Annotated in this window: 27 protein-coding genes; 7 read left to right on the top strand and 20 right to left on the bottom strand. The window is 51.5% G+C overall.

What is annotated here, in order from left to right:
• Positions 1 to 277: 277 nt before the first annotated feature.
• From fliR to fliF, 13 genes are all read right to left on the bottom strand, one after another.
• Positions 278 to 1,063 (bottom strand): flagellar biosynthetic protein FliR, encoded by a 786-nt coding sequence (gene fliR, locus FTE26_RS13070; protein WP_000983976.1) that lies wholly within the window; start codon positions 1,061 to 1,063, stop codon positions 278 to 280.
• Between the two features lie 8 nt (positions 1,064 to 1,071).
• Positions 1,072 to 1,341 (bottom strand): flagellar biosynthesis protein FliQ, encoded by a 270-nt coding sequence (fliQ, locus tag FTE26_RS13075; protein ID WP_000187358.1) that lies wholly within the window; start codon positions 1,339 to 1,341, stop codon positions 1,072 to 1,074.
• A gap of 9 nt (positions 1,342 to 1,350) precedes the next feature.
• On the bottom strand, positions 1,351 to 2,088 hold the full coding sequence (fliP, locus tag FTE26_RS13080) for a flagellar type III secretion system pore protein FliP (protein ID WP_001253441.1): 738 nt from the start codon (positions 2,086 to 2,088) through the stop codon (positions 1,351 to 1,353).
• Positions 2,088 to 2,453: a flagellar biosynthetic protein FliO gene (gene fliO, locus FTE26_RS13085; protein WP_001348482.1), complete on the bottom strand. Its 366-nt coding sequence runs from the start codon at positions 2,451 to 2,453 to the stop codon at positions 2,088 to 2,090. The genes fliP and fliO overlap by 1 nt, the downstream gene beginning before the upstream one ends.
• A 2-nt stretch (positions 2,454 to 2,455) precedes the next feature.
• Positions 2,456 to 2,869 (bottom strand): flagellar motor switch protein FliN, encoded by a 414-nt coding sequence (gene fliN / locus FTE26_RS13090; RefSeq protein WP_001282098.1) that lies wholly within the window; start codon positions 2,867 to 2,869, stop codon positions 2,456 to 2,458.
• Complete coding sequence (gene fliM / locus FTE26_RS13095; protein ID WP_001295641.1) at positions 2,866 to 3,870, bottom strand: flagellar motor switch protein FliM; 1,005 nt, start codon at positions 3,868 to 3,870, stop codon at positions 2,866 to 2,868. The genes fliN and fliM overlap by 4 nt, the downstream gene beginning before the upstream one ends.
• Positions 3,871 to 3,874: 4 nt before the next feature.
• Complete coding sequence (fliL, locus tag FTE26_RS13100; protein WP_000133106.1) at positions 3,875 to 4,339, bottom strand: flagellar basal body-associated protein FliL; 465 nt, start codon at positions 4,337 to 4,339, stop codon at positions 3,875 to 3,877.
• A 104-nt stretch (positions 4,340 to 4,443) separates the two neighbouring features.
• Positions 4,444 to 5,571 carry a flagellar hook-length control protein FliK gene (locus tag FTE26_RS13105; protein WP_000620088.1) on the bottom strand — a complete coding sequence of 376 codons (1,128 nt, stop codon included), beginning with the start codon at positions 5,569 to 5,571 and terminating at the stop codon, positions 4,444 to 4,446.
• On the bottom strand, positions 5,568 to 6,011 hold the full coding sequence (gene fliJ, locus FTE26_RS13110; RefSeq protein WP_000807584.1) for a flagellar export protein FliJ: 444 nt from the start codon (positions 6,009 to 6,011) through the stop codon (positions 5,568 to 5,570). Before fliJ ends, FTE26_RS13105 begins: the two co-directional genes overlap by 4 nt.
• A gap of 18 nt (positions 6,012 to 6,029) precedes the next feature.
• Positions 6,030 to 7,403: a flagellar protein export ATPase FliI gene (gene fliI / locus FTE26_RS13115; protein ID WP_000213311.1), complete on the bottom strand. Its 1,374-nt coding sequence runs from the start codon at positions 7,401 to 7,403 to the stop codon at positions 6,030 to 6,032.
• Entirely contained in the window at positions 7,403 to 8,089 is a 687-nt protein-coding gene (fliH, locus tag FTE26_RS13120; RefSeq protein ID WP_001282706.1) for a flagellar assembly protein FliH, read from the bottom strand. The genes fliI and fliH overlap by 1 nt, the downstream gene beginning before the upstream one ends.
• Positions 8,082 to 9,077 (bottom strand): flagellar motor switch protein FliG, encoded by a 996-nt coding sequence (fliG, locus tag FTE26_RS13125; RefSeq protein WP_000067950.1) that lies wholly within the window; start codon positions 9,075 to 9,077, stop codon positions 8,082 to 8,084. The genes fliH and fliG overlap by 8 nt, the downstream gene beginning before the upstream one ends.
• Positions 9,070 to 10,728, bottom strand: a complete 1,659-nt coding sequence (fliF, locus tag FTE26_RS13130; RefSeq protein WP_000994410.1) for a flagellar basal-body MS-ring/collar protein FliF — start codon at positions 10,726 to 10,728, stop codon at positions 9,070 to 9,072. The genes fliG and fliF overlap by 8 nt, the downstream gene beginning before the upstream one ends.
• Before the next feature lie 214 nt (positions 10,729 to 10,942).
• Here fliF and fliE point away from each other — a divergent pair, with 214 nt between their 5' ends.
• The gene (gene fliE, locus FTE26_RS13135) at positions 10,943 to 11,257 is read left to right on the top strand and encodes a flagellar hook-basal body complex protein FliE (protein ID WP_001274295.1); all 315 of its coding nucleotides are present in this window, start codon (positions 10,943 to 10,945) and stop codon (positions 11,255 to 11,257) included.
• 392 nt (positions 11,258 to 11,649) lie between these two features.
• Here the strand turns inward: fliE and FTE26_RS13140 are convergent, their stop codons facing one another.
• The 3 genes from FTE26_RS13140 to yedE form a co-directional block, all read right to left on the bottom strand.
• Entirely contained in the window at positions 11,650 to 12,318 is a 669-nt protein-coding gene (locus tag FTE26_RS13140) for an SOS response-associated peptidase (protein ID WP_000334601.1), read from the bottom strand.
• 106 nt (positions 12,319 to 12,424) lie between these two features.
• Positions 12,425 to 12,658 carry a sulfurtransferase-like selenium metabolism protein YedF gene (gene yedF / locus FTE26_RS13145; protein ID WP_000790498.1) on the bottom strand — a complete coding sequence of 78 codons (234 nt, stop codon included), beginning with the start codon at positions 12,656 to 12,658 and terminating at the stop codon, positions 12,425 to 12,427.
• Positions 12,655 to 13,860 (bottom strand): selenium metabolism membrane protein YedE/FdhT, encoded by a 1,206-nt coding sequence (yedE, locus tag FTE26_RS13150; RefSeq protein ID WP_000118901.1) that lies wholly within the window; start codon positions 13,858 to 13,860, stop codon positions 12,655 to 12,657. The genes yedF and yedE overlap by 4 nt, the downstream gene beginning before the upstream one ends.
• 186 nt (positions 13,861 to 14,046) lie before the next feature.
• Between yedE and yedD the strand changes: the two genes are divergently transcribed.
• Complete coding sequence (gene yedD / locus FTE26_RS13155) at positions 14,047 to 14,460, top strand: lipoprotein YedD (protein WP_001295642.1); 414 nt, start codon at positions 14,047 to 14,049, stop codon at positions 14,458 to 14,460.
• A gap of 33 nt (positions 14,461 to 14,493) precedes the next feature.
• Here yedD and amyA read toward each other — a convergent pair whose 3' ends face one another.
• The 4 genes from amyA to fliD all read right to left on the bottom strand — a co-directional run bounded on the left by amyA (position 14,494) and on the right by fliD (position 18,261).
• Complete coding sequence (amyA, locus tag FTE26_RS13160; RefSeq protein ID WP_001245684.1) at positions 14,494 to 15,981, bottom strand: alpha-amylase; 1,488 nt, start codon at positions 15,979 to 15,981, stop codon at positions 14,494 to 14,496.
• A 77-nt stretch (positions 15,982 to 16,058) separates the two neighbouring features.
• Positions 16,059 to 16,424 (bottom strand): flagella biosynthesis regulatory protein FliT, encoded by a 366-nt coding sequence (gene fliT, locus FTE26_RS13165; RefSeq protein WP_001015028.1) that lies wholly within the window; start codon positions 16,422 to 16,424, stop codon positions 16,059 to 16,061.
• Positions 16,424 to 16,834 (bottom strand): flagellar export chaperone FliS, encoded by a 411-nt coding sequence (gene fliS / locus FTE26_RS13170; protein ID WP_000287768.1) that lies wholly within the window; start codon positions 16,832 to 16,834, stop codon positions 16,424 to 16,426. Before fliS ends, fliT begins: the two co-directional genes overlap by 1 nt.
• Positions 16,835 to 16,848: 14 nt before the next feature.
• On the bottom strand, positions 16,849 to 18,261 hold the full coding sequence (fliD, locus tag FTE26_RS13175) for a flagellar filament capping protein FliD (protein WP_000146097.1): 1,413 nt from the start codon (positions 18,259 to 18,261) through the stop codon (positions 16,849 to 16,851).
• Positions 18,262 to 18,515: 254 nt separating this feature from the next.
• Here fliD and FTE26_RS13180 point away from each other — a divergent pair, with 254 nt between their 5' ends.
• The 5 genes from FTE26_RS13180 (at position 18,516) to dcyD (ending at position 23,454) form a co-directional block, all read left to right on the top strand.
• Positions 18,516 to 19,994: a flagellin N-terminal helical domain-containing protein gene (locus FTE26_RS13180; protein ID WP_000079816.1), complete on the top strand. Its 1,479-nt coding sequence runs from the start codon at positions 18,516 to 18,518 to the stop codon at positions 19,992 to 19,994.
• 164 nt (positions 19,995 to 20,158) lie between these two features.
• A complete protein-coding gene (gene fliA / locus FTE26_RS13185) occupies positions 20,159 to 20,878 on the top strand; it encodes an RNA polymerase sigma factor FliA (RefSeq protein WP_001087467.1) in 720 nt (239 codons plus the stop codon).
• Positions 20,879 to 20,923: 45 nt separating this feature from the next.
• The gene (fliZ, locus tag FTE26_RS13190) at positions 20,924 to 21,475 is read left to right on the top strand and encodes a flagella biosynthesis regulatory protein FliZ (protein ID WP_001396188.1); all 552 of its coding nucleotides are present in this window, start codon (positions 20,924 to 20,926) and stop codon (positions 21,473 to 21,475) included.
• Positions 21,476 to 21,562: 87 nt separating this feature from the next.
• Positions 21,563 to 22,363, top strand: coding sequence for a cystine ABC transporter substrate-binding protein (gene tcyJ / locus FTE26_RS13195; RefSeq protein ID WP_001295643.1), 801 nt, complete (start codon positions 21,563 to 21,565; stop codon positions 22,361 to 22,363).
• A 104-nt stretch (positions 22,364 to 22,467) separates the two neighbouring features.
• A complete protein-coding gene (gene dcyD / locus FTE26_RS13200) occupies positions 22,468 to 23,454 on the top strand; it encodes a D-cysteine desulfhydrase (protein WP_001128215.1) in 987 nt (328 codons plus the stop codon).
• The last annotated feature ends 6 nt before the right edge of the window (positions 23,455 to 23,460 follow it).

Raw genomic sequence — 23,460 nt, forward strand, 5'->3', positions numbered from 1 at the left:
CTCAATGCGTAACGATAATTCCCCTTACCTGAATATTTCATCATGACTAAACGGAACAACATGGGTCACCTAATGCGCCACTCTCGCGATTTTTCAGGCGGACTTACTATCCCGTAAAGTGTTGTATAATTTGCCTGGAATTGTCTTAAAGTAAAGTAAATGTTGCGATATGTGAGTGAGCTTAAAACAAATGTTTCGCCACAGGAGTATCCTGGAAGATGTTCGCAGGTATTATTTTTCGGATAATCCTTAGGATAACATGATAAACGTTACGGAATTATATTAATGGCAATTCACTAATAATATCAGCCAGCAAATTAAAAATTTCACTGAATAAATGTTCGCAAAAAGGCGCAATTAACGGCATTAATGCCGCCATTAAAGAGATACCGACAGTCAGAGTTAATGGAAATCCAATAACAAAAATGGATAATTGCGGGGCCATACGATTCAGTAAACCTAATGCCAGATTCAGGGTCAGCAGCAGAGTAATGAGCGGTAACGCCAGCATCAGCCCGTTAAGGAAAATCAAACTCCCCGCTTTGGTGAGTGCCAGAAACGCATTGCTGTTCAACGGTTCGCCACCAATTGGCAGGGTGTGAAAGGTATCGACCAGCAGTGAAATCAACCATAAATGACCGTTAAATGTCAGGAACAGCAGTAACGCCAGCATATCCATGATACGGGCTAGAACGGGCATATTTAGATGGCTGGCCGGATCGACAAACGTCGCAAATGACAGCCCCATTTGCAGACCGATAATTTCGCCAGCGGTTCGCACAGCGGCAAAGGCAAATTGCATGGTGAAACCAAGCGCAATGCCGATCAGGATCTGCTGCACGGCCAGCCACAGAGCAAAGAACGAAAAAACAGGAACATCGTTGGCAGGTAATGATGGGGCAATAGCGAACGTGATCATCATTGCCAGACCCAGTTTTACCCGTTTCGGCACGCTGCGTTCGCTCAGAATTGGCGCGGTAGAAATGAGCGCCAGCACGCGCAGTAACGGCCAGAAGTACAGACTTAGCCAGGAAAGCCATTGATCGCTTGTCACCTGCATCATTGTACGGGCTACCCGATGATATACGGCAGGTTAGTGAACAAGGTGCGGACGTAATCCAGCAACAGATTGAGCATCCACGGTCCGGCAATAATAATGGCAATAAATACGGCGATGATTTTTGGAATAAACGACAGCGTCATTTCGTTGATCTGCGTGGCGGCCTGCAAAATACTGATGATAAGGCCCGTGACCAGCGCCACCAGCAACAGCGGGGCAGCCAGTGCCAGCGCGACTTTCATCGCTTCAGTCCCCATCATCATGACCGATTCAGGTGTCATTTTGCCTCTCTAGCTGTAAAAGCTCTGCGCCAGCGAACCGACCAGCAATTGCCAGCCATCCACCAGTACAAACAGCATCAGTTTAAAGGGCAGAGCAATGGTGGCGGGGGGGACCATCATCATCCCCAATGCCATCAACACGCTGGCTATCACCAGGTCGATAATCAAAAAAGGGATGAAAATCGTGAAGCCTATCTGAAATGCGGTTTTCAACTCGCTGGTCACGTAGGCCGGGAGCAAAATGCGCATCGGCACGGCTTCAGGTCCCTGCAACGGGCCAGTATTCGCCAGTCTGGCAAACAACCCTAAATCCGCCTCACGGGTCTGACGCAGCATAAACTCACGCAGCGGCTGCGCCCCTTTTTCCAGCGCCTCCTGCATTGATATTTTCTCTTCGCTGAATGGCTGGTACGCATCGACATAAATTTTGTCGATCACCGGCGACATAATAAAAAAGGTCAAAAACAGCGCCAACCCCAGCAATACCTGGTTAGGTGGCGCGGAGGGTGTTCCCAGCGCGTTACGCAATAAACCAAAAACAATAATGATGCGGGTGAAACTGGTCATCATCAGTAAAATTGCCGGAATAAACGTCAACGAGGTGATGAACACCAGCGTCTGCACCGGGAGCGACCAGCTTTGTCCACCGCCAGGCAGCGGCTGGCTGGTGATACCCGGCAGTTGCGCGAAGGCGAGGGGCGTAATCAGCCAGAGAAGGACAGGGGCGACAGACAACAAACGACGCATCAGGATCTCCCGCTACGCTTAAGCAAGTTTTTCATGACCGACTGAAAATCGGGCTGCGGTATCTCTTCCGTTGGTGCTGAAGGGGGAAGTTTATGCAGCAGATTGATTTGCCCTGCGGTAACGCCGAGCACCAGCCGTGCATCTTCCACATCGACCACCACAACCCGTTCACGCGCGCCCAGCGAAGCACTGGCGCTAATTTTCAGACCGTTAACGCCAGTGCGTTTAGGGGCAAATCCCAACCGTTTTACCAGCCAGGCAGCAGCGAGGATCAGGGCAATAATGGCGATGAGTGCGCCGCTCACCTGCAGCAGTGGCGCAGCAGAAACCGGCGCGGAAGATTGCACAGTAGCGTGGTTATTCATCACTAACGGCTCAGGCGGCGCATTCGCTCAGACGGAGTAATGATATCGGTGATCCGCACGCCATATTTATCGGCAACGACCACCACTTCGCCCTGGGCAATTAAATAACCGTTGATCAGAATATCCAGTGGTTCGCCCGCCAGACCGTCCAGCGCCACGACGGACCCTTGCGTCAGACGCAACAGCTCTTTGATGGTCATCCGCGTACGGCCCAGCTCGACGGTCAGCTTGACCGGAATATCCATAATCAGGTCGATATCCTGCAACGTTCCGCTGACATCACCACCGCCAAATTGCTGGAACACCGCGTCGGCAGCGCTTTTGCTGCTGGTTGATTTTTGTTCGCTCAAAGCTTCAGCCCACAGATCGTCCATTGCGCCGTTGTTGTCATCGGCCGGATTATTCATGTCACTCATTTGGGCTGTTCCTCGTTCAGAGAATTTAAAATCGGGTTAATCAAATGTTCTATCCGTAACGCATATTGACCGTTGAGAGTGCCGTACTGACTGGTCAGCACCGGGACGCCGTCAACATGGGCGATGATGCGATCGGGTTTTTCTATCGGCAGGACGTCGCCGGGTTTCAGTTTTAAAATCTGCGACAGGCGTAGCGAGATATCGGCAAAGTTGGCGACCAGCTCCAGCTGTGAATGCTGCACCTGGCGCACCAGGTTATCGCGCCAGTTCTGATCTTCATTACGCGAGTTTTCCAGCGGCGGGTTAACCAACAATTCCCGTAGCGGCTCGATCATGCTGAATGGCAGGCAGATATTAAATTCGCCGGTCAGGTTGCCAATCTCCACATGGAACGGCGTGTTAACCACAATGTCGTTCGGCGAGGTGGTGATATTGGTAAATTTCACCTGCATTTCCGAACGCACGTACTCAACTTCCAGCGGATTAATCGCCTTCCATGCGTCGCTATAGCCTTCAAGCGCCAGTTTCAACATGCGGTTGATGACGCGCTGTTCGGTATGGGTAAACTCGCGACCTTCCACTTTGGTCGGGAAGCGTCCATCGCCGCCAAACAGGTTATCCACGGCGATAAACACCAGACTCGGTGAGAACACCACCAGCCCAGTGCCGCGCAGCGGTTTCAGATGGATAAGGTTCAGGTTGGTCGGCACCGGCAGGTTGCGGGCAAATTCATGGTACGGCTGAATGCGGATGGCCCCGACGGTTATATCCGGGCTACGACGCAGCAGGTTGAACAGCCCCATACGAAAATGGCGGGCAAAGCGCTCATTAATGATTTCCAGCGCCTGCAAACGTTCGCGCACAACCCGTCGTTGGGTATTCGGATCGTACGGACGAATGTCACTTTCGCCGCTAACACTGGCTGTCGGTTCGTCTTTGACTTCGCTGTCACCATTCAACAGCGCATCAATTTCAGCTTGAGAAAGAATACTATCGCCCATGTCGTTATCGCAGAATAAAAGCGGTATACAGCACGTCGGTGACATCCTGTTTCGGTTGCCCGGCAACAAGCGGGGTGGAAAGCGTGGTTTTAATCTCGGCAATCAGGTTTTTCTTGCCTTCTTCTGTCGCCAGTACGGCAGCATCCTGACGCGAAAACAGTAACAGCAAACGGCTACGGACTTCCGGCAAATACTCACTCAGCCGCGAGCGGGTAGCTTCATCTTTCAGGCGCAGGGTTATGCCGATATAAAGCACGCGATCCGCATCGCCCAAATTGACCGTGAAGGTATCCAGCGCGTAGAAGACCGGGGAGGGTACGACGCGTTGCTGCGCTTTGTCGTCAGCGGCAACCTGATGCGAATGCCAGTAGCTGTAACCTGCGCTGGCACAGGCCGCGAGGGTAATGAATACCAGAATCGGGATCCAAAGCGATCGCTTGCTTTTCTTGCTTATCGCGTAATCAGTCATGTGTTGCGGTCTTCCTGTGTCGCTACTGCTTATCGGCTAATTATCCTGCGTCTTGAGCGCAACAAAGCGGGGAAAAGACGCGGATTACGGTGCTACCTCTGACGTTAGGCGAAAATATCAACGCCGCTGTTGCCTGTTACGCGCCCTTGTAAAGAGACGGGAACCGGAAGCGTATCGTCGTCTTCCCCCGCCAGAGGTTCATGGTTTGCTGTGCGTTGGCTTTGCTGTTGCTGGGAAGCGGCCTGCTGCTGACCACTAAAGCTTTCGCCACTGATGTTGCTTTGCCCTAACTGAATGCCACTTTCGGCCAGCTGCGTTCGCAGTACCGGAAGCGCTGCTTCCAGGGCGGCGCGTACGTGTTGATGCGGTGAAACCATCTGGATTTGCGCCTGGTTATCATCCACTTTGAGGGAGATTTGCACTTCACCTAAATCCTGCGGGTGCAGACGCAACTCTGCACTTTGTTGCCCCTGGCGGGTGAACAGCGAAATATGCTGGCTTAATGAATGTTGCCATTCGTGAGAACCCAGCGGTGCACTCAACACAGGCGCGGCGACGGTGGGCAGTGGCTGTGTCTGGTGTGGAGTGATTAGCGGGCTGGCGGCAGCGGTCACCGGTGAAGGTGTGCTGATGACTTCCGCTTTACTCTGGGCTTCTGCTACCAGCGGTGTTAATGGCTGAGCTGGCGTGCCGGGGGCATCATCAGGCTGTGCTGTTGTGAGTTGCGCAGAAGTCAGTTTTGTGAAGAGCGTTGGTTTCTCTGCCGGTAACACGGTTGACGGCACATCAGTCACTTTGGGCGTATTGTCAAAACCCGGCAACATCGCAAAAAGGGCGCTCAGGCTTGCGGTGACGTCTTCATTCAGATCATCCGCTTTTTCGTCTTTTGTCGTATTTTTGTCAGCCACCGCAGCCAACGTCATCGTTTGAGCGGTGGTTAATGGTGTTGATGTGGATTGTTCGTCGTTGATGACAGGCGGTGTTTCATCCACAGGGATCAGTAAATCCGCTTGTTGCGCATCGGCAAGAATCTCGCTGACCAGCGGCTCGCCTTTTGTCGTGGGCTTATCTGTTGCCACCAGCAACTGGGGGGCCGCTTTGTCGGTAGTTGTCTCGCCTGCTAATGCTTCGCTCAACAACGCGAGAAAATCTTGTGCAGCATCGCTGGCTTTGCCGCCAGGCAATGTGGTGGTGTCAACGTCGGCGGTAATTAAGGGCGCTAAGCGAATCATTCAGGTTTCCTCATGGCGGCGCGCTGGGCGAACTCATCCATCTTTTTCTGATCGAGGCGGTTTTCTGCAAGCAGTGCCGCCGTGGATTGCCGTTCCTGCAGTGTCTGCCAGGCCTGCAAACGTTGTTTCTTTTCTCGCCAGCTGTTCAGGGCAATGTCAACTTTCTGCGTCCACTGATTAAGTTGCTGGCGATGCTGAGTAATGGCTTTTTCCAGCGTCTGGATAAACTGCTGATAGTTGATCCAGCGGTTGCTGGTCATCCCGGCACTCATATCGCTGTTGAGGTTATTGCGATATTCATTCTGATAATCGATCAGCATTTTGAGCTGTTCTTCCGCCTGCTGACACCCGCGACGCATTTCACCCAGCAGGCGCGCGGCATCCTCTACCTCTTTTTCTGCCAGATCTTTCAGGGTCGCCAGCGCGCCATGTTCTGCCATCTGCCGTTATCTCCTGGGTTATGACACTGTCGGGAAAATACGCTCCAGCCCCTGGAGAGACGCTTCCCAGTCCGCGCGTTCAAAAATGCCTTGTTGCAAATAGCCCTCCAGCTGCGGCCACAGGGCGATGGCTTTGTCGAGCATCGGATCGCTGCCTTTGGCATACGCGCCGACGCTAACCAGATCGCGGTTACGCTGAAAACTCGACAACAGCTGTTTGAAGGTGCGCACTCGCGCGTAATGTTGCTCACTGATCAACGCCGTCATTGCGCGGCTGATCGACGCTTCAATATCGATAGCCGGATAGTGCCCGGCTTCCGCCAGTCGGCGAGACAGCACAATGTGACCGTCGAGGATTGCCCGCGCAGAGTCGGCAATGGGGTCCTGCTGGTCATCGCCCTCGGTGAGCACGGTATAAAACGCGGTAATCGAGCCGCCGCCGCTAATGCCATTTCCGGCACGCTCGACCAGTGCCGGTAATTTGGCAAACACCGACGGGGGATAACCTTTGGTGGCGGGTGGTTCGCCAATCGCCAGCGCAATTTCACGCTGGGCCATCGCATAGCGGGTGAGGGAGTCCATAATCAGCAACACATGCTGACCACGATCGCGAAAATCTTCGGCAATGCGCGTGGCATAGGCGGCACCCTGCATTCGCAGGAGAGGAGAAACATCCGCCGGAGCGGCAATCACCACGGAGCGTGCACGCCCTTCGGCACCGAGGATATTCTCAATAAAATCTTTTACTTCGCGTCCGCGTTCACCAATCAAACCCACGACAATGACATCGGCGCGGGTGTAACGTGCCATCATCCCCAGCAGCACACTTTTACCAACGCCGGACCCGGCAAACAGCCCCATACGCTGCCCACGCCCAACGGTAAGCAGGGCATTGATTGGGCGCACGCCGGTGTCCAGCACATGTTCAATCGGTGTACGTTGCAACGGGTTAAATGGCGGGGTAATCAGCGCACCGGTTTCCGTCGTATCGGGGGAGGGGAGGCCATCGAGCGGTTTACCGCTGCCGTCCAGAACACGACCTAATAACGCCGGACCGAGCGGTAACTGCTTGCCGCTTTGCAGTCCTTCAGCCGAAATGTTTTTGGCATAAACCCGCGCGCCGGGCAGGACACCTTCCACTTCCTCCAGCGGCATTAAAAACAGCCGTTGACCGTTAAAGCCAACGACTTCGCTTTCTACTTCGTGCGTTTCAGTGCCGTTCTGGCGTTCAATGACACAGGTTGCGCCGAGCGGCAATTGTAATCCGGTGGCTTCCAGCACCAGCCCGGTAGCGCGGGTTAATCGCCCATAGCGACGTACCGCAGGCAACTGCGCCATTTTGGCTTCAAAGTTATCCAGCGTGGTTAGCCAGCGAGTCAGGCGCGTGGTCATTACACCACTCCTGGTGCTGCCAGACGGCAGAGTTCTTGCCAGCGAGTGGCGACACTGGCGTCGAGATCGCCTTCATCGGCGGAGACTTTACAGCCGCCAGGATGGAGTGTGGGATCGCCCCGCAAGCGCCAGCCATGCAAACTTAAGGTTGCGCCGAGCATATCATCCACACGTTGCAGATCATCCGGGTGCACGCGCAGCTGTGGTTTACCGCTGAATAACGGTTCTTGCTGCAACAACTGTTGGATCTGTTTGATCAGTGCCGAGTTATCCACTGTTGGCGTCTGACCGATCACCTGACGTGCCGCCTCCAGCGCCATCTGCATCAGGCGCGAAGCAATCACACTATCAAGCGCATCAAGGGTAGTTTGAAATTCGCTGACCAGTTGCTGCATCCGGGCATGAATTGGCGCTTGTTGAGACTTCGCCTCTGCCAGACCTTGCTCCAGCCCCCGGGCCAGTCCTTCCTGATAGCCCTGCTCATGACCTTGCTGGCGACCTTCGGCAATCCCCGCCTGATAACCTTGCTCATGGGCCTGCATTTGCAGTTGCGCCAGTTGCTGCTCAAGGCTGGGTTCGGCCTCTTCAATGATGGTTTCTTCCGGCTCGACCATGGGCACAAACTCTGCCTGTGGTGGCGCGAGATCGTCCGGCGTCCAGGTTTTCCACGGCAGATTATCAGACATAGGTATCCTCGCCGCTGCCAATTACCATCTCGCCAGTTTCGGCAAGGCGGCGCACAATCAGCAGAATCGCTTTCTGTTCGTTTTCCACCTGCGACAGACGCACCGGACCACGGTTGGCGAGATCGTCGCGCAGAATATCGGCGGCACGCTGCGACATATTGCGCAGGAATTTCTCGCGCAGTGGCTGCTCGGCCCCTTTCAGCGCGATCAACAGCGATTCGGAATCCACTTCCTGCAACAGACGCTGAATGCTGCGATCGTCGACATCCACCAGATTTTCGAACAGGAACATCTCGTCGATAATTTTTTGCGCCAGCTCGCCGTCGAATTCGCGCACGGCGGTAATAACGGCTTCTTCCTGCTGAGTTTTCATCAGGTTGATAATTTCGGCTGCCGTTCTCACGCCGCCCATTTTGCTACGCTTGAGATTCTGACCGTCGAGCAAGCCATTCAGTACTTCGGTCAGTTCCGCCAGCGCGGCTGGCTGCACGCCGCCAAAGGTGGCGATACGCAACATCACGTCGTGGCGCAGACGTTCATCGAACAACGCCAGAATATCGGCGGCCTGGGCGCGCTTCAGATGCACCAGAATGGTGGCGATAATTTGCGGATGCTCATCGCGAATCAGATCGGCGGCACTCTGCGGCTCCATAAAGTTGAGCGTTTCAATACCGCTGGCGGTATCGCGAGTTTCGAGAATATCTTCCAGCAGGCTGGCGGCACGTTCCTCACCCAGAGCTTTGACCAATACCGAACGCAGATAATCGTTGGCGTTGATATTCAGTGCGGCAAACTGTTCAGCTTCTTGCTCAAACTCCGCCAGCACATCGGTTAGCTGCTTGTTGGAGATCTGCGTGACGTTCGCCATTGCAGCGCTCAGGGTTTGCACTTCGCGCTGGGAGAGGTGCTTGAACACCTCTGCCGCCCGGTCTTCGCCAATGGTCATCAGCAGGATGACGCTTTTATCGGTGCCTGTCAGGTTACTCATGATCGTTATTTATCCACTGGCGAATGACCAGCGCCACCACGCGCGGATCGTTATCAGACATTTCACGGATACGCTGGCTCATGACTTCTGCCCCCAGACGTTGGTTAGCGCGTCGTTGTTGGAGTTGTTCGTCTTTGCTCAGGCGGACTTCCACCGCATCTTCCACTTCCTCACGGGCCTGCGCCTGTTGCTGTACAGCTTTCATCGCCTCGGCGCGACGTGTTAACTGCGGGCGTACCGCTTTCCGCCACAGCAGCCACGCCACCAGCAGTACCAGCAACCAGCGACCGGCAGCCAGCAACTGATCGATAAACGCTTGCTGTTGCCAGAACGGCAGTTCTCCGCCGCTTTCGTCACTGCTATTGAACGGCGAGTTAACGACATTGAGCGAGTCACCGCGTTTTTCAGAAAAGCCCATCGCCTCGCGGGTCAGATCTTCAATTTGCTTCATCTGTTCGTTGCTGAGAGGCAATGGTTTACCGTCTGGCAAGGTTTTGTAATTCACCACTACCGCGACTGACAGACGTTGCACATCGCCCACGTTCATTTTGGTATGACGAATGGTGCGATCGACTTCGTAGTTACTGGTTTCATTCCGCTGTGTGCTACGCGGCCCGCTATTGCTGGTGGTGCTCGCCTGCTGCTGGCGGTTATTTTGATTTGCCGGAGGCGTGCTGATTGGCGCGTTATTCGCAGGTGCCGGTTGATTCGACAACGCCCCCGGTACGCCGCCCGGATAACCGGAACCGCTTTGCTCGCTCTCATTAAGCTGGCGTGAACGAAGCGCCGCATGAGATTCATCACCGTTAGGGCGATACTGTTCTTCCGTTTGTTCTTTACTGGCGAAGTCCAGCTGCGCCGTGACCTGGGCGTGAATATTACCGTTACCAACAATAGGCGACAGGATTGCTTCAATACGCCGCTGAATACGGCCTTCGACATCGCTGGCATATTTCAACTGAGCATCATTAAGATCGCGCCCGCTGGTATTGGACTGGGTTAACAGATGTCCGCCCTGATCCACCAGCGTGACGTTTCCCAGCGGCAGACCAGCAACGGCGCTGGAAACCAGATGCACAATGGCGCTAATTTGCCCTTCATCGAGTGCGCGGCCGGGTAACAGATTTACCGTCACCGATGCAGAAGGGGATTTTTGTTCACGGACGAATAAAGACGGTTTCGGCATTGCCAGATGTACGCGCGCCCCTTTTACCGGGCCGATAGTTTCGATGGTACGAGAAAGCTCGCCTTCCAGCGCCCGCTGATAATTCACCTGTTCGCTGAACTGGCTGATACCAAACTTTTCCTGATCGAGTAGTTCGAAACCGACCGCGCCGCCTTTGGGCAAACCTTGTTGTGCCAGGCGCAGACGCAGTTCGTGAACTTTATCTGCCGGAACTTCAATAGCGCCGCTGGCTTCGCTGAAGCGGTAAGGAATATTCATTTGCGTCAGTTGGCTGACAATTGCGCCACCATCCTGATCGGAAAGATTGCTGAATAATGTGCGGTAGTCGGGGGCTTTCGCCCACAGGATCAGTGCGACCATGACCGCCACTGCCGCGGAACCGGCAACAATCAATGGAATTTTCGGATTCGCACGCAGGCGATTAAGCCACTCAAGAGATTTTGTCTGGGCTGCAGTCGCATTCATCGCGCACCTCGTGGCTGATTATGGACGGCGTTATTGGCAAAGTGGAACAAGACTCACTCCCGGGTCAGCAAACTCGAAAAATTGACGCTGCCATTATTTGTGCTTTCGTTTTTTTCTATCCGCCAATAAACCCGTTTTTTTGTTGCTATTTAGCGCCTTTGTCTTATTGACTTACTGGTAGGCTTTGCTACCAGAAATTATCCAGGAGACGAAAATGTCAGCGATACAGGGGATTGAAGGGGTTATAAGCCAGTTACAGGCTACGGCGATGAGTGCGCGTGCGCAGGATTCACTGCCGCAACCGACCATTAGTTTTGCCGGGCAGCTGCACGCCGCGCTCGATCGCATTAGCGATACACAAACAGCTGCCCGCACGCAGGCAGAAAAATTCACCCTCGGTGAACCCGGCGTGGCGTTAAACGATGTGATGACCGATATGCAAAAAGCCTCAGTTTCTATGCAAATGGGGATTCAGGTGCGTAATAAGCTGGTGGCGGCGTATCAGGAAGTGATGTCCATGCAGGTGTAGGTTTTGTAACCTGTTGTTAATTACTTCCAATCTCACCGCTTGGGGCATGGATGGGGCAAACTCACTCAATTTCTGGTTTAAAATGGATACCTGATCCTGAAAGTTTTCTGCCATCCACGATCCGTATACGCGATAAACCCTCTGATCATCAGAGGCCTCATTTGATACACATCACCACGTCGGATGTTGTTACGACCGCAGACGCAACAGTAACGTTTGAATAATTTAATCTTTGTTGATGTTTTTATTCATATTCCGGGCTAGGGAAATAATCAGGCGTAATTGTGTCACTGGAATAGAGGTTTCTTGTGGCGCATGTGGAAGGAGCGTCTACTTTGTCTAATAGAGATTTCTTATGACGCAGTATTATTGATCAATAGTCTCCTGGCTTATCAAACCGGTTGAATTAACTCCGCTCCCTGGTTTTTGATATTACCCACCGCGCGCGATACCGGGTGCCAGGAGAACTGGTTTGCTGGCACACAGCCACTGGCCGCGATTTCTGAGGCTTCTTTACCGCCAATGTCTTGCCGCATCCATTCCCGCGCAGCTTCTGGCGACAGTACCAGTGGGCGGCGGTCATGAATGTCTACCAGACCCTGGTCTGCTGCAGCAGTGACAATTAAAAATCCTTCGGCTTCGTCACCACGCTCAAACGGTGTGCTACCTATCGCGGCCATAAAAACAGGTTGTCCATCAGCGCGATAGATAAAATAAGGCTGTTTTTTGTCGCCTTCTTTTTTCCACTCAAACCAGCCATCGGCAAAACAGATTGCCCGACCATGTTGCCAGAGCGGTTTAAACATACGACTGGTGGCCGCAGTTTCTACGCGGGCGTTAATCAGCGGCGGTTTATCCCACCATCCGGGAGCATATCCCCAGAAAACCGGATCCAGATGAAGGTGTTCATCACGTTCACTGAGCAGAAGAACTTTGGTTCCCGGCGCGACGTTGTATCTGCCAATGGGTTCGGGATCGTAGGGAATATCGCGTTCAATATCTTCCGCGAGAAGCGCAAGGTAATCTTCACGCGTTTGGGATTGGGCAAAGCGTCCACACATAGAAACCTCCTGAGATCATACTGAAAAGAATAGGAGAGGGGGCGGGTAAAATCTATGTGTCAGAGGCAACGATGTTCCCGCTGTGGGCCACAGCGGGAATGAGGGATTACTTCTGAATTAAATAACGAATGGTCGGCCCGTCTTGCTGAATATCCAGCACCGTATAGCCGTGATTACGCGCATCCAGTGGAATATTATTGATCGACTGTGGACAGTCGCTCATCACTTCCAGGATTTCCCCTTTTTTTAACTGCGGCATCGCCTCAAGAGTTGCGACTGCCGGATAAGGGCAGGGTTCACCCACCATATCAAGGCGGTAATCAGGAACGATATTTTTCATGCGATCTCCTTAGCAGTCTGCGGTGCCGCACGGCGGAAGAAGCGTTTTTCCCAGCCGATAATCAACATCAGCGCAGTAAACAACAGCAAATATGTCACCAGCAGGCCACCCATCGGGCCAAAGGTTTTCAGCAGGTTGATTTTGTCCCAGTCGGTGGCCAGCGCCGGAGCGAAATCATCCCAGTAATACGCCAGAATCGTTGAGCCGATCACGTTGCCCAGACCGACCCACCAGTAGTGCACCTGGCCTTCTACCGCGCGGTACATCCAGCCGGTTTCGCAGCCGCCTGCCAGCACGATGCCAAAACCAAACAGTAAACCACCAATTACCGCGTTTGGTCCCGCCCACATGATTTTGGGTTCAACGCCTAACTGTACGTAACTGAAGATCCCGATGGCACTCACCGCCATACCAATAATGATTGCTTTCGCCATATGGGTACGTCCGGTGATCCACATATCGCGGAACGCTGAAGTAAAGCAGATTTGCGCACGTTCAATCAGTAAACCAAAGCCGACGCCAAACAGCATTGCCAGCCCCAGTTTGGGTTGGTTCATCGCCGTGAGCAGCGCCCAGCCCAGCATGCCGAAAAAGACCAGCATCCCGAGACGAAAACGACGCCGCGCCTGATCCGGTTTTTGCGTCAGCGGTGAGGCGGCAGAAACTTTCTGCATTTTCACGGGAATACGGAAGATGGGCAGCAGGGTAAAGCGCGCGCCAAACCATGAACCAATGGCAGTGGCGATGGCAAAGAACCAGGCATGCAGCGAGAACTGAGGAATGCCGGTAAAGAACGCCGCCAGGTTACAGCCCATTGCCAGACGCGCGCCAAAACCGGCGATAATGCCGCCAATAATGGCCTGCATAATGCGGATACGGCTGCGCGGCATGCGTAGTTTGACATTGTTGGCCCACAGTGCTGCGGCAAAGCAGCCGCCAAACATGCCGAGGATCATCATCCCGTCGATGCGGGTTAATGGCGATCCTTCCAGATGGATAATTTTAAAATAACCCCACTCTTCAGCATGGACGCCAAACAGCTGCAGGAGCTGACCGCCCCAACGGGTAAATTCACCCGTGACAGCCCAAAAGGTGCCAGTAATGCCAAAATAGTAAGTGGAGAGAATACCCGCCGCGATGACCGCAGGGATGGGTGCCCAGAATTTAATCAACCAGGCGTGTTTGAATTGCTGCCATGACATGAATGTAGCCTCTGAACTCAGAAGGTTTGAAACAAGAATCGCGAATCATACATCATGCAAATTTATTTTCGGGATAATAATTCACAAAAATAATAGTTAGATCAAATTTCTCTCTGAACCTGGAAAGGCTGGCGACATCAGGGCTTTAATGCCACAATCCTCTTTTCTTCTCATGCAGGACGAATGATGAAAAAACTCGCAATTGCAGGCGCGCTCATGTTGCTGGCGGGCTGTGCCGAAGTCGAAAACTATAACAATGTCGTGAAAACCCCCGCGCCGGACTGGCTGGCGGGCTACTGGCAGACCAAAGGGCCGCAACGTGCGCTGGTCAGTCCGGAAGCGATAGGCAGCCTGATTGTCACTAAAGAGGGCGATACCCTGGATTGCCGTCAGTGGCAGCGGGTGATTGCCGTGCCGGGCAAGTTGACATTGATGTCTGATGATCTCACTAACGTTACCGTAAAACGTGAGCTGTACGAGGTTGAGCGTGACGGTAACACCATTGAGTACGATGGTATGACGATGGAGCGTGTGGATCGCCCGACGGCAGAGTGTGCCGCCGCGCTGGATAAAGCGCCGTTACCGACGCCACTGCCGTAATGAAATCTCCCCGGCTTGCCGCCGGGGATGAATTTAAATCACCTCTTCGATAACCCACACGCTGACACTGCCGCCGTTGCAAAAGAAGGTCGCTTCACCGTTTTCGTCGGTTACTACGCTCTCTTGCCGGTTCCCCAGAAAATCACGCCAGGTTTTATTGCCGTAATTCTCTCCCAGATTAATGGTTTTTTCGCCATCATCCCCGTTCGACATGACCACCACGCAGCCGGGATATTCGTCAGTGCCACTGCGGCTAAAGGCAATGCAGTTCGGATGGTCGAAAAATAATGTCTGTACACCGTGGGCGAAACGCTGACGGGCGAGAATTAACTCATCAAGCTGTTCGATTATTGGCATATCTATCGGATAGGTTTGCCCGTCACCGCCGACATCTTCGTAATGCGCACCGTAGAGGTCCGGATAGAATACCGAAGGAACGCCATTTTCCCGCAACAAAATTAAGGCATATGCCAGCGGTTTAAACCACGGTTCGACCGGCGCTTCGAGGGCTTGCAACGGTTGGGTGTCGTGATTGGCAACGAGCGTCACGGCGTGGAAAGGATCGGCTTCCACTAATGTACCCGTGAAAATCTGCGTCATGTCGTAGTCACGCCCCATGCGCGATGCTTCATGGAATTTCATCTGCAGCGGCGCATCGAACAGCATGGTTTTGCCTTCCACCTGATCAATATACGTTTGCAGTTTATCGACTTCATGCGACCAGTACTCCGCCACAATAAACAGCGGCTTTGGCGCAACTTCCTGTACGTGTTCGATCCACTCTTTATAAAACCACGCCGGAATATGTTTGACCGCATCAAGACGAAAACCGTCGCATTGCGTTTGTTCCATCACCCAGCGCGCCCAGTATTTAATCTCTTCCGTCACGGCATGATTGCGAAAATCGATATTCTCGCCCATCAGATAATCGAAATTACCTAATTCATCATCAACCTGATCGTTCCAGCCTTCGCCGGTGTAGTCGTTAACAATTTTAAATATGCCATCTTCATCAGGGTTTTCGATATGGTCGATACCGCTAAAACATTTGAAATCCCAGATAAACTTCGAGTATTGCCCGGCACGCGCGGGGAAGGTGTAACGCGTCCAGCCTTCACACTCAATGATTTCTTCGTCAATTTGCGTACGGTCATCAGCATTTACACGCTGCACGCGAATAGCTTCTTTTTCATCCGCGCCCATTTTGTGGTTGACTACCACGTCCAACAGCACCGCAATGTCATTACGTTTCAGGGCGTCAATGGCGGCCAGCAGTTGTGCTTTATCGCCATATTTAGTAGGGATGCTGCCTTTCTGATCAAACTCGCCTAAATCAAATAAATCATAGGAGTCGTAGCCGACCGAATACCCGCCCGATGCGCCTTTATAGGCGGGCGGCAACCAGACCATATTGATACCAATATCATTAAAACCGTCGGCGCGCTCGGCCAGTTCAGGCCAGAGCTTACCGCCTTCCGGGTAATACCAGTGAAAACATTGTAACAGCGTGGGATTACGCATTCTTCGACTCCATTCAAGGGGAACATTAGAAGCGTAGCCGTAATCAGATTATTCGCGAGCCATTAGCTTGTTAAGATTCACAAGAAGTTATCTTGCGGAGCCAGCACAAAGCCGCCCTGATCGCCATAGGCACTTAACACCGATTTTTGCACCGATGACTGACCGACCAGTTTCGCCAGTTCATCCATCCGAATCTGTAATAACTGCTTTACCTTGCTTTCGTTGTCGAGAATCAGGCGCAGCATCGGGCGGAGCTGCTCCTGCATCGTGGTGGATGGGTTAATCTCTTCAGTCAGATGTGCAATCTCCTGCACCGCATTCACATACGCCATTTCGCTGGCGATGAGTTCGTCCCATTGTTCTTCCGTTGCCAGGCGTAACATGAGCTGGCTTTTTTCGACGAGTTGTTGCCAGGCGAAATACAAGTGCGGTGCATGGTTCATCAGACTGGGTCCTGAATCAAAGAAGGGGAGAGTAAAGACTCTTTCCAGGCATCGGCAATATTGCGCATTAATGCTTCCACTTCTTCGACTGCGGAGACATCGTTGCGTAAATTGGCTTGCAGCAAGCGCCTGACCATATAGCTATAAAGAGCAATCAAGTTTTGGGTTAATTCGTCTTTGCTCTCTTCATCAAGACTCACCCGCAGTCCGTTCTCAATGATGTTGATCGCTTTTGACAAAGAGACGCCTTTGCCTTGCTGATTGTTGTCCTGCATAAACAGGCGCGCTCTAACCAGTGCGCTCAGCACTCCATCAAATAGCATGGTGACCAGCTGCTGCTGGCTGGCGCTCATTACGGCGCTTTCGACGCCAATTTGTGCATAGGCTTTTGAGCCGCTCGCGGTATACATGCTGACCTCCGTGATCAGGAATTACTCATTGCAGTAAATTGTTGGCTGAGATAGGTACTGGTGTTATTCAGTTTGCTCATCATGGTATCTAATTGCGTAAACTGTGCAGTGTAACGCGCCACGGTGTCATCAATGCTGGCACTGACGGATAGATACTGTTTGGTCAGTTTTTTCAGTGTGGCGTTAATACTGTCCTGTGCGCTATCAATAATGCCATCATCGGCAAGGTAACCTTTTACCTCGGTGGCAATTTTGGTGGTAATTCCTGTTTCTTTACCATCGCCTACCAGCAATTCACGTACGGATGCTGTATTTTCATTCAGGACTTTTTTGAGTTTATCATCATCAATTTTCAGCTTACCCGTCGTGCCGTCCTGCTTAATCCCGAGCTCGTTTAATGTTTTGAAGGCACCGTCGCTGGCACCGTTTGCAAATTGTGCGCGGATGCCGCTTTGAATTGTACGTACAACGCTGTCTCCGAGAAGTGCACCATTATTTTTATCTTGTGCTTCAGCACCTGGGTCTACTTCTTTATATTTTGTCAGGGTGTTAAAGGTGTCAATGAGGGAGTTATATGAATCCACCCAGCCTTTAATTGCTTCGGTTGCTTTATCGTTGCTTTTTGTCACCGTGACCCGGACGTCAGTGACTTTTTGGGTCAAATCGAGAGTCACTCCCTGAGGAGCATCGGTAATTTTGTTACTTGAACGTTCAATATCGATACCGTTAACGTTTAGCTGTGCATTTTGCGCGTTAACCAGTTCCTTCATATTCCCGGTGTTGGTCTTGCTGTCATAAGCCAGCAGATCATTTAATTTACTGTCACCCTCAACAGATATGGTCATTTTATTGGCCAGACCTTCACTGGCGGTCAATACCAATTGATAGTCACCATCTTTGACTTTAACGATACTAGCGGAAATTCCACTATCGGCATCGTTAATGGCTTTGCTGATCTCATCCAATGACGTCTGATCTTTATTGAGCTTGATTTCCAGCGGCTCTTTACGGCCGTCTTGGGTAATTTTTATTGTGCGTGTATCTGATGACTCATCACCCAGTGCATCTTTTGTTGATGCAATGATTGTCGGGGAATCAGTTCGTAAAGATTGCGCCTGCGCCAGTTGGGTTACGCTGATGGTATAGATACCGGGGGCAGCACCTGCTTCGGTGGAAACTTTAAGGTCTTCATTGCTACTGGTAACGGTAGTGCTTTTGAACAGATCGGCTTTATTTAACGCAGTATTTGCAGTCTGGAATTTTTCTAATGCACTTTTTAATGTGCCATAGGCTGTCAGACGTGCGGTATTGTCACTCTGTTGCTGAGTAATTGGGTTTAAGCGTTTTTTTTCAGCGATGGTCAGGTTGTTTAGCAATGTATCCAGCGGCAGATTCGAACCAACGCCAAGAGATGTAAATGAAGCCATACCTAATTCCTTTTGATTGCAAACAGTAGATAAGCGGGTTATCGGCAATTTGTGCGCAAAGTTTAATAGTTGATTCACGAAGATGATGCGCAGAGTAGAGTTGTATATTACGGATATTTCAGCCGTTAAGAAAAAACAGGAGAGAAACTAAAATTTTCTAAAGTTCGAAATTCAGGTGCCGATACAAGGGGTACGGTGAGAAACCGTGGGCAACAGCCCAATAACATCAAGTTGTAATTGATAAGGAAAAGATCATGGCACAAGTCATTAATACAAACAGCCTGTCGCTGTTGACCCAGAATAACCTGAACAAATCTCAGTCTTCTCTGAGCTCCGCCATTGAACGTCTCTCTTCTGGCCTGCGTATTAACAGTGCTAAAGATGACGCAGCAGGTCAGGCGATTGCTAACCGTTTTACAGCAAATATTAAAGGTCTGACTCAGGCTTCCCGTAACGCGAATGATGGTATTTCTGTTGCGCAGACCACTGAAGGTGCGCTGAATGAAATTAACAACAACCTGCAGCGTATTCGTGAACTTTCTGTTCAGGCAACTAACGGTACTAACTCTGACAGCGATCTTTCTTCTATCCAGGCTGAAATTACTCAACGTCTGGAAGAAATTGACCGTGTATCTGAGCAAACTCAGTTTAACGGCGTGAAAGTCCTTGCTGAAAATAATGAAATGAAAATTCAGGTTGGTGCTAATGATGGTGAAACCATCACTATCAATCTGGCAAAAATTGATGCGAAAACTCTCGGCCTGGACGGTTTTAATATCGATGGCGCGCAGAAAGCAACAGGCAGTGACCTGATTTCTAAATTTAAAGCGACAGGTACTGATAATTATGATGTTGGCGGTAAAACTTATACCGTGAATGTGGAGAGCGGCGCGGTTAAGAATGATGCTAATAAAGATGTTTTTGTAAGCGCAGCTGATGGATCGCTGACGACCAGTAGTGATACTAAAGTATCCGGTGAAAGTATTGATGCAACAGAACTAGCGAAACTTGCAATAAAATTAGCTGACAAAGGCTCCATTGAATACAAGGGCATTACATTTACTAACAACACTGGCGCAGAGCTTGATGCTAATGGTAAAGGTGTTTTGACCGCAAATATTGATGGTCAAGATGTTCAATTTACTATTGACAGTAATGCACCTACGGGTGCCGGCGCAACAATAACTACAGACACAGCTGTTTACAAAAACAGTGCGGGCCAGTTCACCACTACAAAAGTGGAAAATAAAGCCGCAACACTCTCTGATCTGGATCTTAATGCAGCCAAGAAAACAGGTAGCACTTTAGTTGTAAATGGCGCCACCTACAATGTCAGCGCAGATGGTAAAACGGTAACTGATACTACTCCTGGTGCCCCTAAAGTGATGTATCTGAGCAAATCAGAAGGTGGTAGCCCGATTCTGGTAAACGAAGATGCAGCAAAATCGTTGCAATCTACCACCAACCCGCTCGAAACTATCGACAAGGCATTGGCTAAAGTTGACAATCTGCGTTCTGACCTCGGTGCAGTACAAAACCGTTTCGACTCTGCCATCACCAACCTTGGCAACACCGTAAACAACCTGTCTTCTGCCCGTAGCCGTATCGAAGATGCTGACTACGCGACCGAAGTGTCTAACATGTCTCGTGCGCAGATCCTGCAACAAGCGGGTACCTCTGTTCTGGCGCAGGCTAACCAGACCACGCAGAACGTACTGTCTCTGCTGCGTTAATTTACACTTATCGCTCAAACCCCGCCACCGGCGGGGTTTTTTCTGTCCGCAATTTACCGGTAACCCCCAAATAACCCCTCATTTCACCCACTAATCGTCCGATTAAAAACCCTGCAGAAACGGATAATCATGCCGATAACTCATATAACGCAGGGCTGTTTATCGTGAATTCACTCTATACCGCTGAAGGTGTAATGGATAAACACTCGCTGTGGCAGCGTTATGTCCCGCTGGTGCGTCACGAAGCATTGCGCCTGCAGGTTCGACTGCCCGCGAGCGTGGAACTTGACGATCTGCTACAGGCGGGCGGCATTGGGTTACTTAATGCCGTCGAACGCTATGACGCCCTACAAGGAACGGCATTTACAACTTACGCAGTGCAGCGTATCCGTGGCGCTATGCTGGATGAACTTCGCAGCCGTGACTGGGTGCCGCGCAGCGTGCGACGCAACGCGCGTGAAGTGGCACAGGCAATAGGGCAACTGGAGCAGGAACTTGGCCGCAACGCCACGGAAACTGAGGTAGCGGAACGTTTAGGGATCGATATTGCCGATTATCGCCAAATGTTGCTCGACACCAATAACAGCCAGCTCTTCTCCTACGATGAGTGGCGCGAAGAGCACGGCGATAGCATCGAACTGGTTACTGATGATCATCAGCGAGAAAACCCGCTACAACAACTGCTGGACAGTAATCTGCGCCAGCGAGTGATGGAAGCTATCGAAACGTTGCCGGAGCGCGAAAAACTGGTATTAACCCTCTATTACCAGGAAGAGCTGAATCTCAAAGAGATTGGCGCGGTGCTGGAGGTCGGGGAATCGCGGGTCAGTCAGTTACACAGCCAGGCCATTAAACGGTTACGCACTAAACTGGGTAAGTTATAACGTCAGTAAATGCCGCACTTTAATTTTGACTACCAGGAGTTCTTAATGATGGTGCAGCACCTGAAAAGACGGCCATTAAGCCGCTATCTTAAAGACTTTAAACACAGCCAGACCCATTGCGCGCATTGCCGTAAATTACTCGATCGCATTACCTTAGTTCGCGACGGCAAAATAGTGAATAAAATCGAGATTTCCCGCCTGGACACGCTGCTTGATGAAAATGGCTGGCAAACGGAACAAAAATCATGGGCGGCATTGTGCCGATTTTGCGGTGATTTACATTGCAAAACGCAGAGTGATTTTTTCGATATTATCGGCTTTAAGCAATTTCTTTTTGAGCAAACTGAAATGAGCCCAGGTACGGTGCGTGAATATGTCGTTCGTTTGCGCCGTTTGGGGAATCATCTACACGAGCAAAATATTTCCCTCGAACAGCTGCAGGACGGTTTCCTTGATGAAATCCTCGCCCCGTGGCTGCCCACCACCAGCACCAACAATTACCGCATCGCATTACGGAAGTATCAACACTATCAGCGTCAAACGTGTAGCGGACTTGTGCAGAAATCCTCCAGCCTGCCTGCTTCTGATATATATTAAATAAGAATAAGATGTAGCGGAGTTGTTTTTGTGTTTACAAACAATGGCTCTACACTGCAAACAGACATAACAACATTCGGGGTGAATATGAAATTAGCACATCTGGGACGTCAGGCATTGATGGGTGTGATGGCCGTGGCGCTGGTTGCGGGCATGAGCGTTAAAAGTTTTGCAGATGAAGGTCTGCTTAATAAAGTCAAAGAGCGCGGTACGCTACTGGTAGGGCTGGAAGGAACTTATCCGCCGTTCAGTTTTCAGGGGGATGACGGCAAATTAACCGGTTTTGAAGTGGAATTTGCCCAACAGCTGGCAAAACATCTTGGCGTTGAGGCGTCACTAAAACCGACCAAATGGGACGGTATGCTGGCGTCGCTGGACTCTAAACGTATTGATGTGGTGATTAATCAGGTCACCATTTCTGATGAGCGCAAGAAAAAATACGATTTCTCTACCCCGTACACCATTTCTGGTATTCAGGCGCTGGTGAAAAAAGGTAACGAAGGCACCATTAAAACGGCTGCTGATCTGAAAGGCAAAAAAGTGGGTGTCGGTCTGGGCACCAACTATGAAGAGTGGCTGCGGCAGAATGTTCAGGGCGTCGATGTGCGTACCTATGATGATGACCCGACCAAATATCAGGATCTGCGCGTAGGCCGTATCGATGCGATCCTCGTTGACCGTCTGGCGGCGCTGGATCTGGTGAAGAAAACCAACGATACGCTGGCAGTAACCGGTGAAGCATTCTCCCGTCAGGAGTCTGGCGTGGCGCTGCGTAAAGGAAATGAAGACCTGCTGAAAGCAGTGAACGATGCAATTGCGGAAATGCAAAAAGATGGCACTCTGCAAGCCCTTTCCGAAAAATGGTTTGGTGCTGATGTGACCAAATAATCAGCATAATGACAAAAAAGGGCGCTTTCACTAGCGCCTTTTTTATTTACGCGTTTTCAGCGTGCATAATAAGAAAATCACAACAACACACATCGGAGGCTATTATGCCACTGCATAATTTAACCCGTTTTCCACGGCTGGAGTTTATCGGCGCGCCAACGCCGCTCGAATATCTGCCGCGCTTTTCTGATTATCTTGGACGGGAAATTTTCATCAAACGGGATGACGTCACACCCATGGCAATGGGCGGCAATAAATTACGTAAGCTGGAATTTCTCGCGGCAGATGCCCTGCGCGAAGGTGCCGATACGCTGATTACTGCCGGCGCGATCCAGTCTAACCATGTGCGGCAGACTGCCGCAGTTGCGGCGAAACTCGGCCTGCACTGCGTGGCGCTGCTGGAAAATCCTATTGGCACAACCGCAGAAAACTATTTAACCAACGGCAATCGTTTGTTGCTGGATCTGTTCAATACCCAGATTGAAATGTGCGACGCACTGACCGATCCCAATGCCCAACTGGAAGAGCTGGCGACGCGAGTCGAAGCACAAGGCTTTCGCCCGTATGTCATTCCGGTTGGCGGTTCTAATGCTCTGGGCGCGCTGGGTTATGTGGAGAGTGCGCTGGAAATCGCGCAACAGTGTGAAGGGGCGGTTAATATTTCGTCGGTGGTGGTCGCATCGGGCAGTGCCGGAACTCACGCCGGATTGGCTGTTGGGCTGGAACACCTGATGCCTGAAAGCGAACTGATTGGCGTGACCGTGTCGCGTTCCGTTGCCGATCAATTGCCGAAAGTGGTTAACCTACAACAGGCGATTGCGAAAGAACTGGAGCTGACCGCATCAGCGGAAATTTTACTCTGGGATGACTATTTTGCACCTGGCTACGGCGTGCCGAACGACGAAGGCATGGAAGCAGTGAAATTGCTGGCGCGTCTGGAAGGCATTCTGCTTGATCCTGTGTATACCGGAAAAGCGATGGCGGGGCTGATTGACGGTATCAGTCAGAAACGCTTCAAAGATGAAGGGCCGATTCTGTTTATTCATACCGGCGGCGCGCCTGCGCTGTTCGCCTATCATCCCCACGTTTAGCTCCGG

Origin of the sequence: Escherichia sp. S10b (genome assembly GCF_028421345.1) — a bacterium.
Taxonomy (GTDB): Bacteria; Pseudomonadota; Gammaproteobacteria; order Enterobacterales; family Enterobacteriaceae; genus ECMA0423.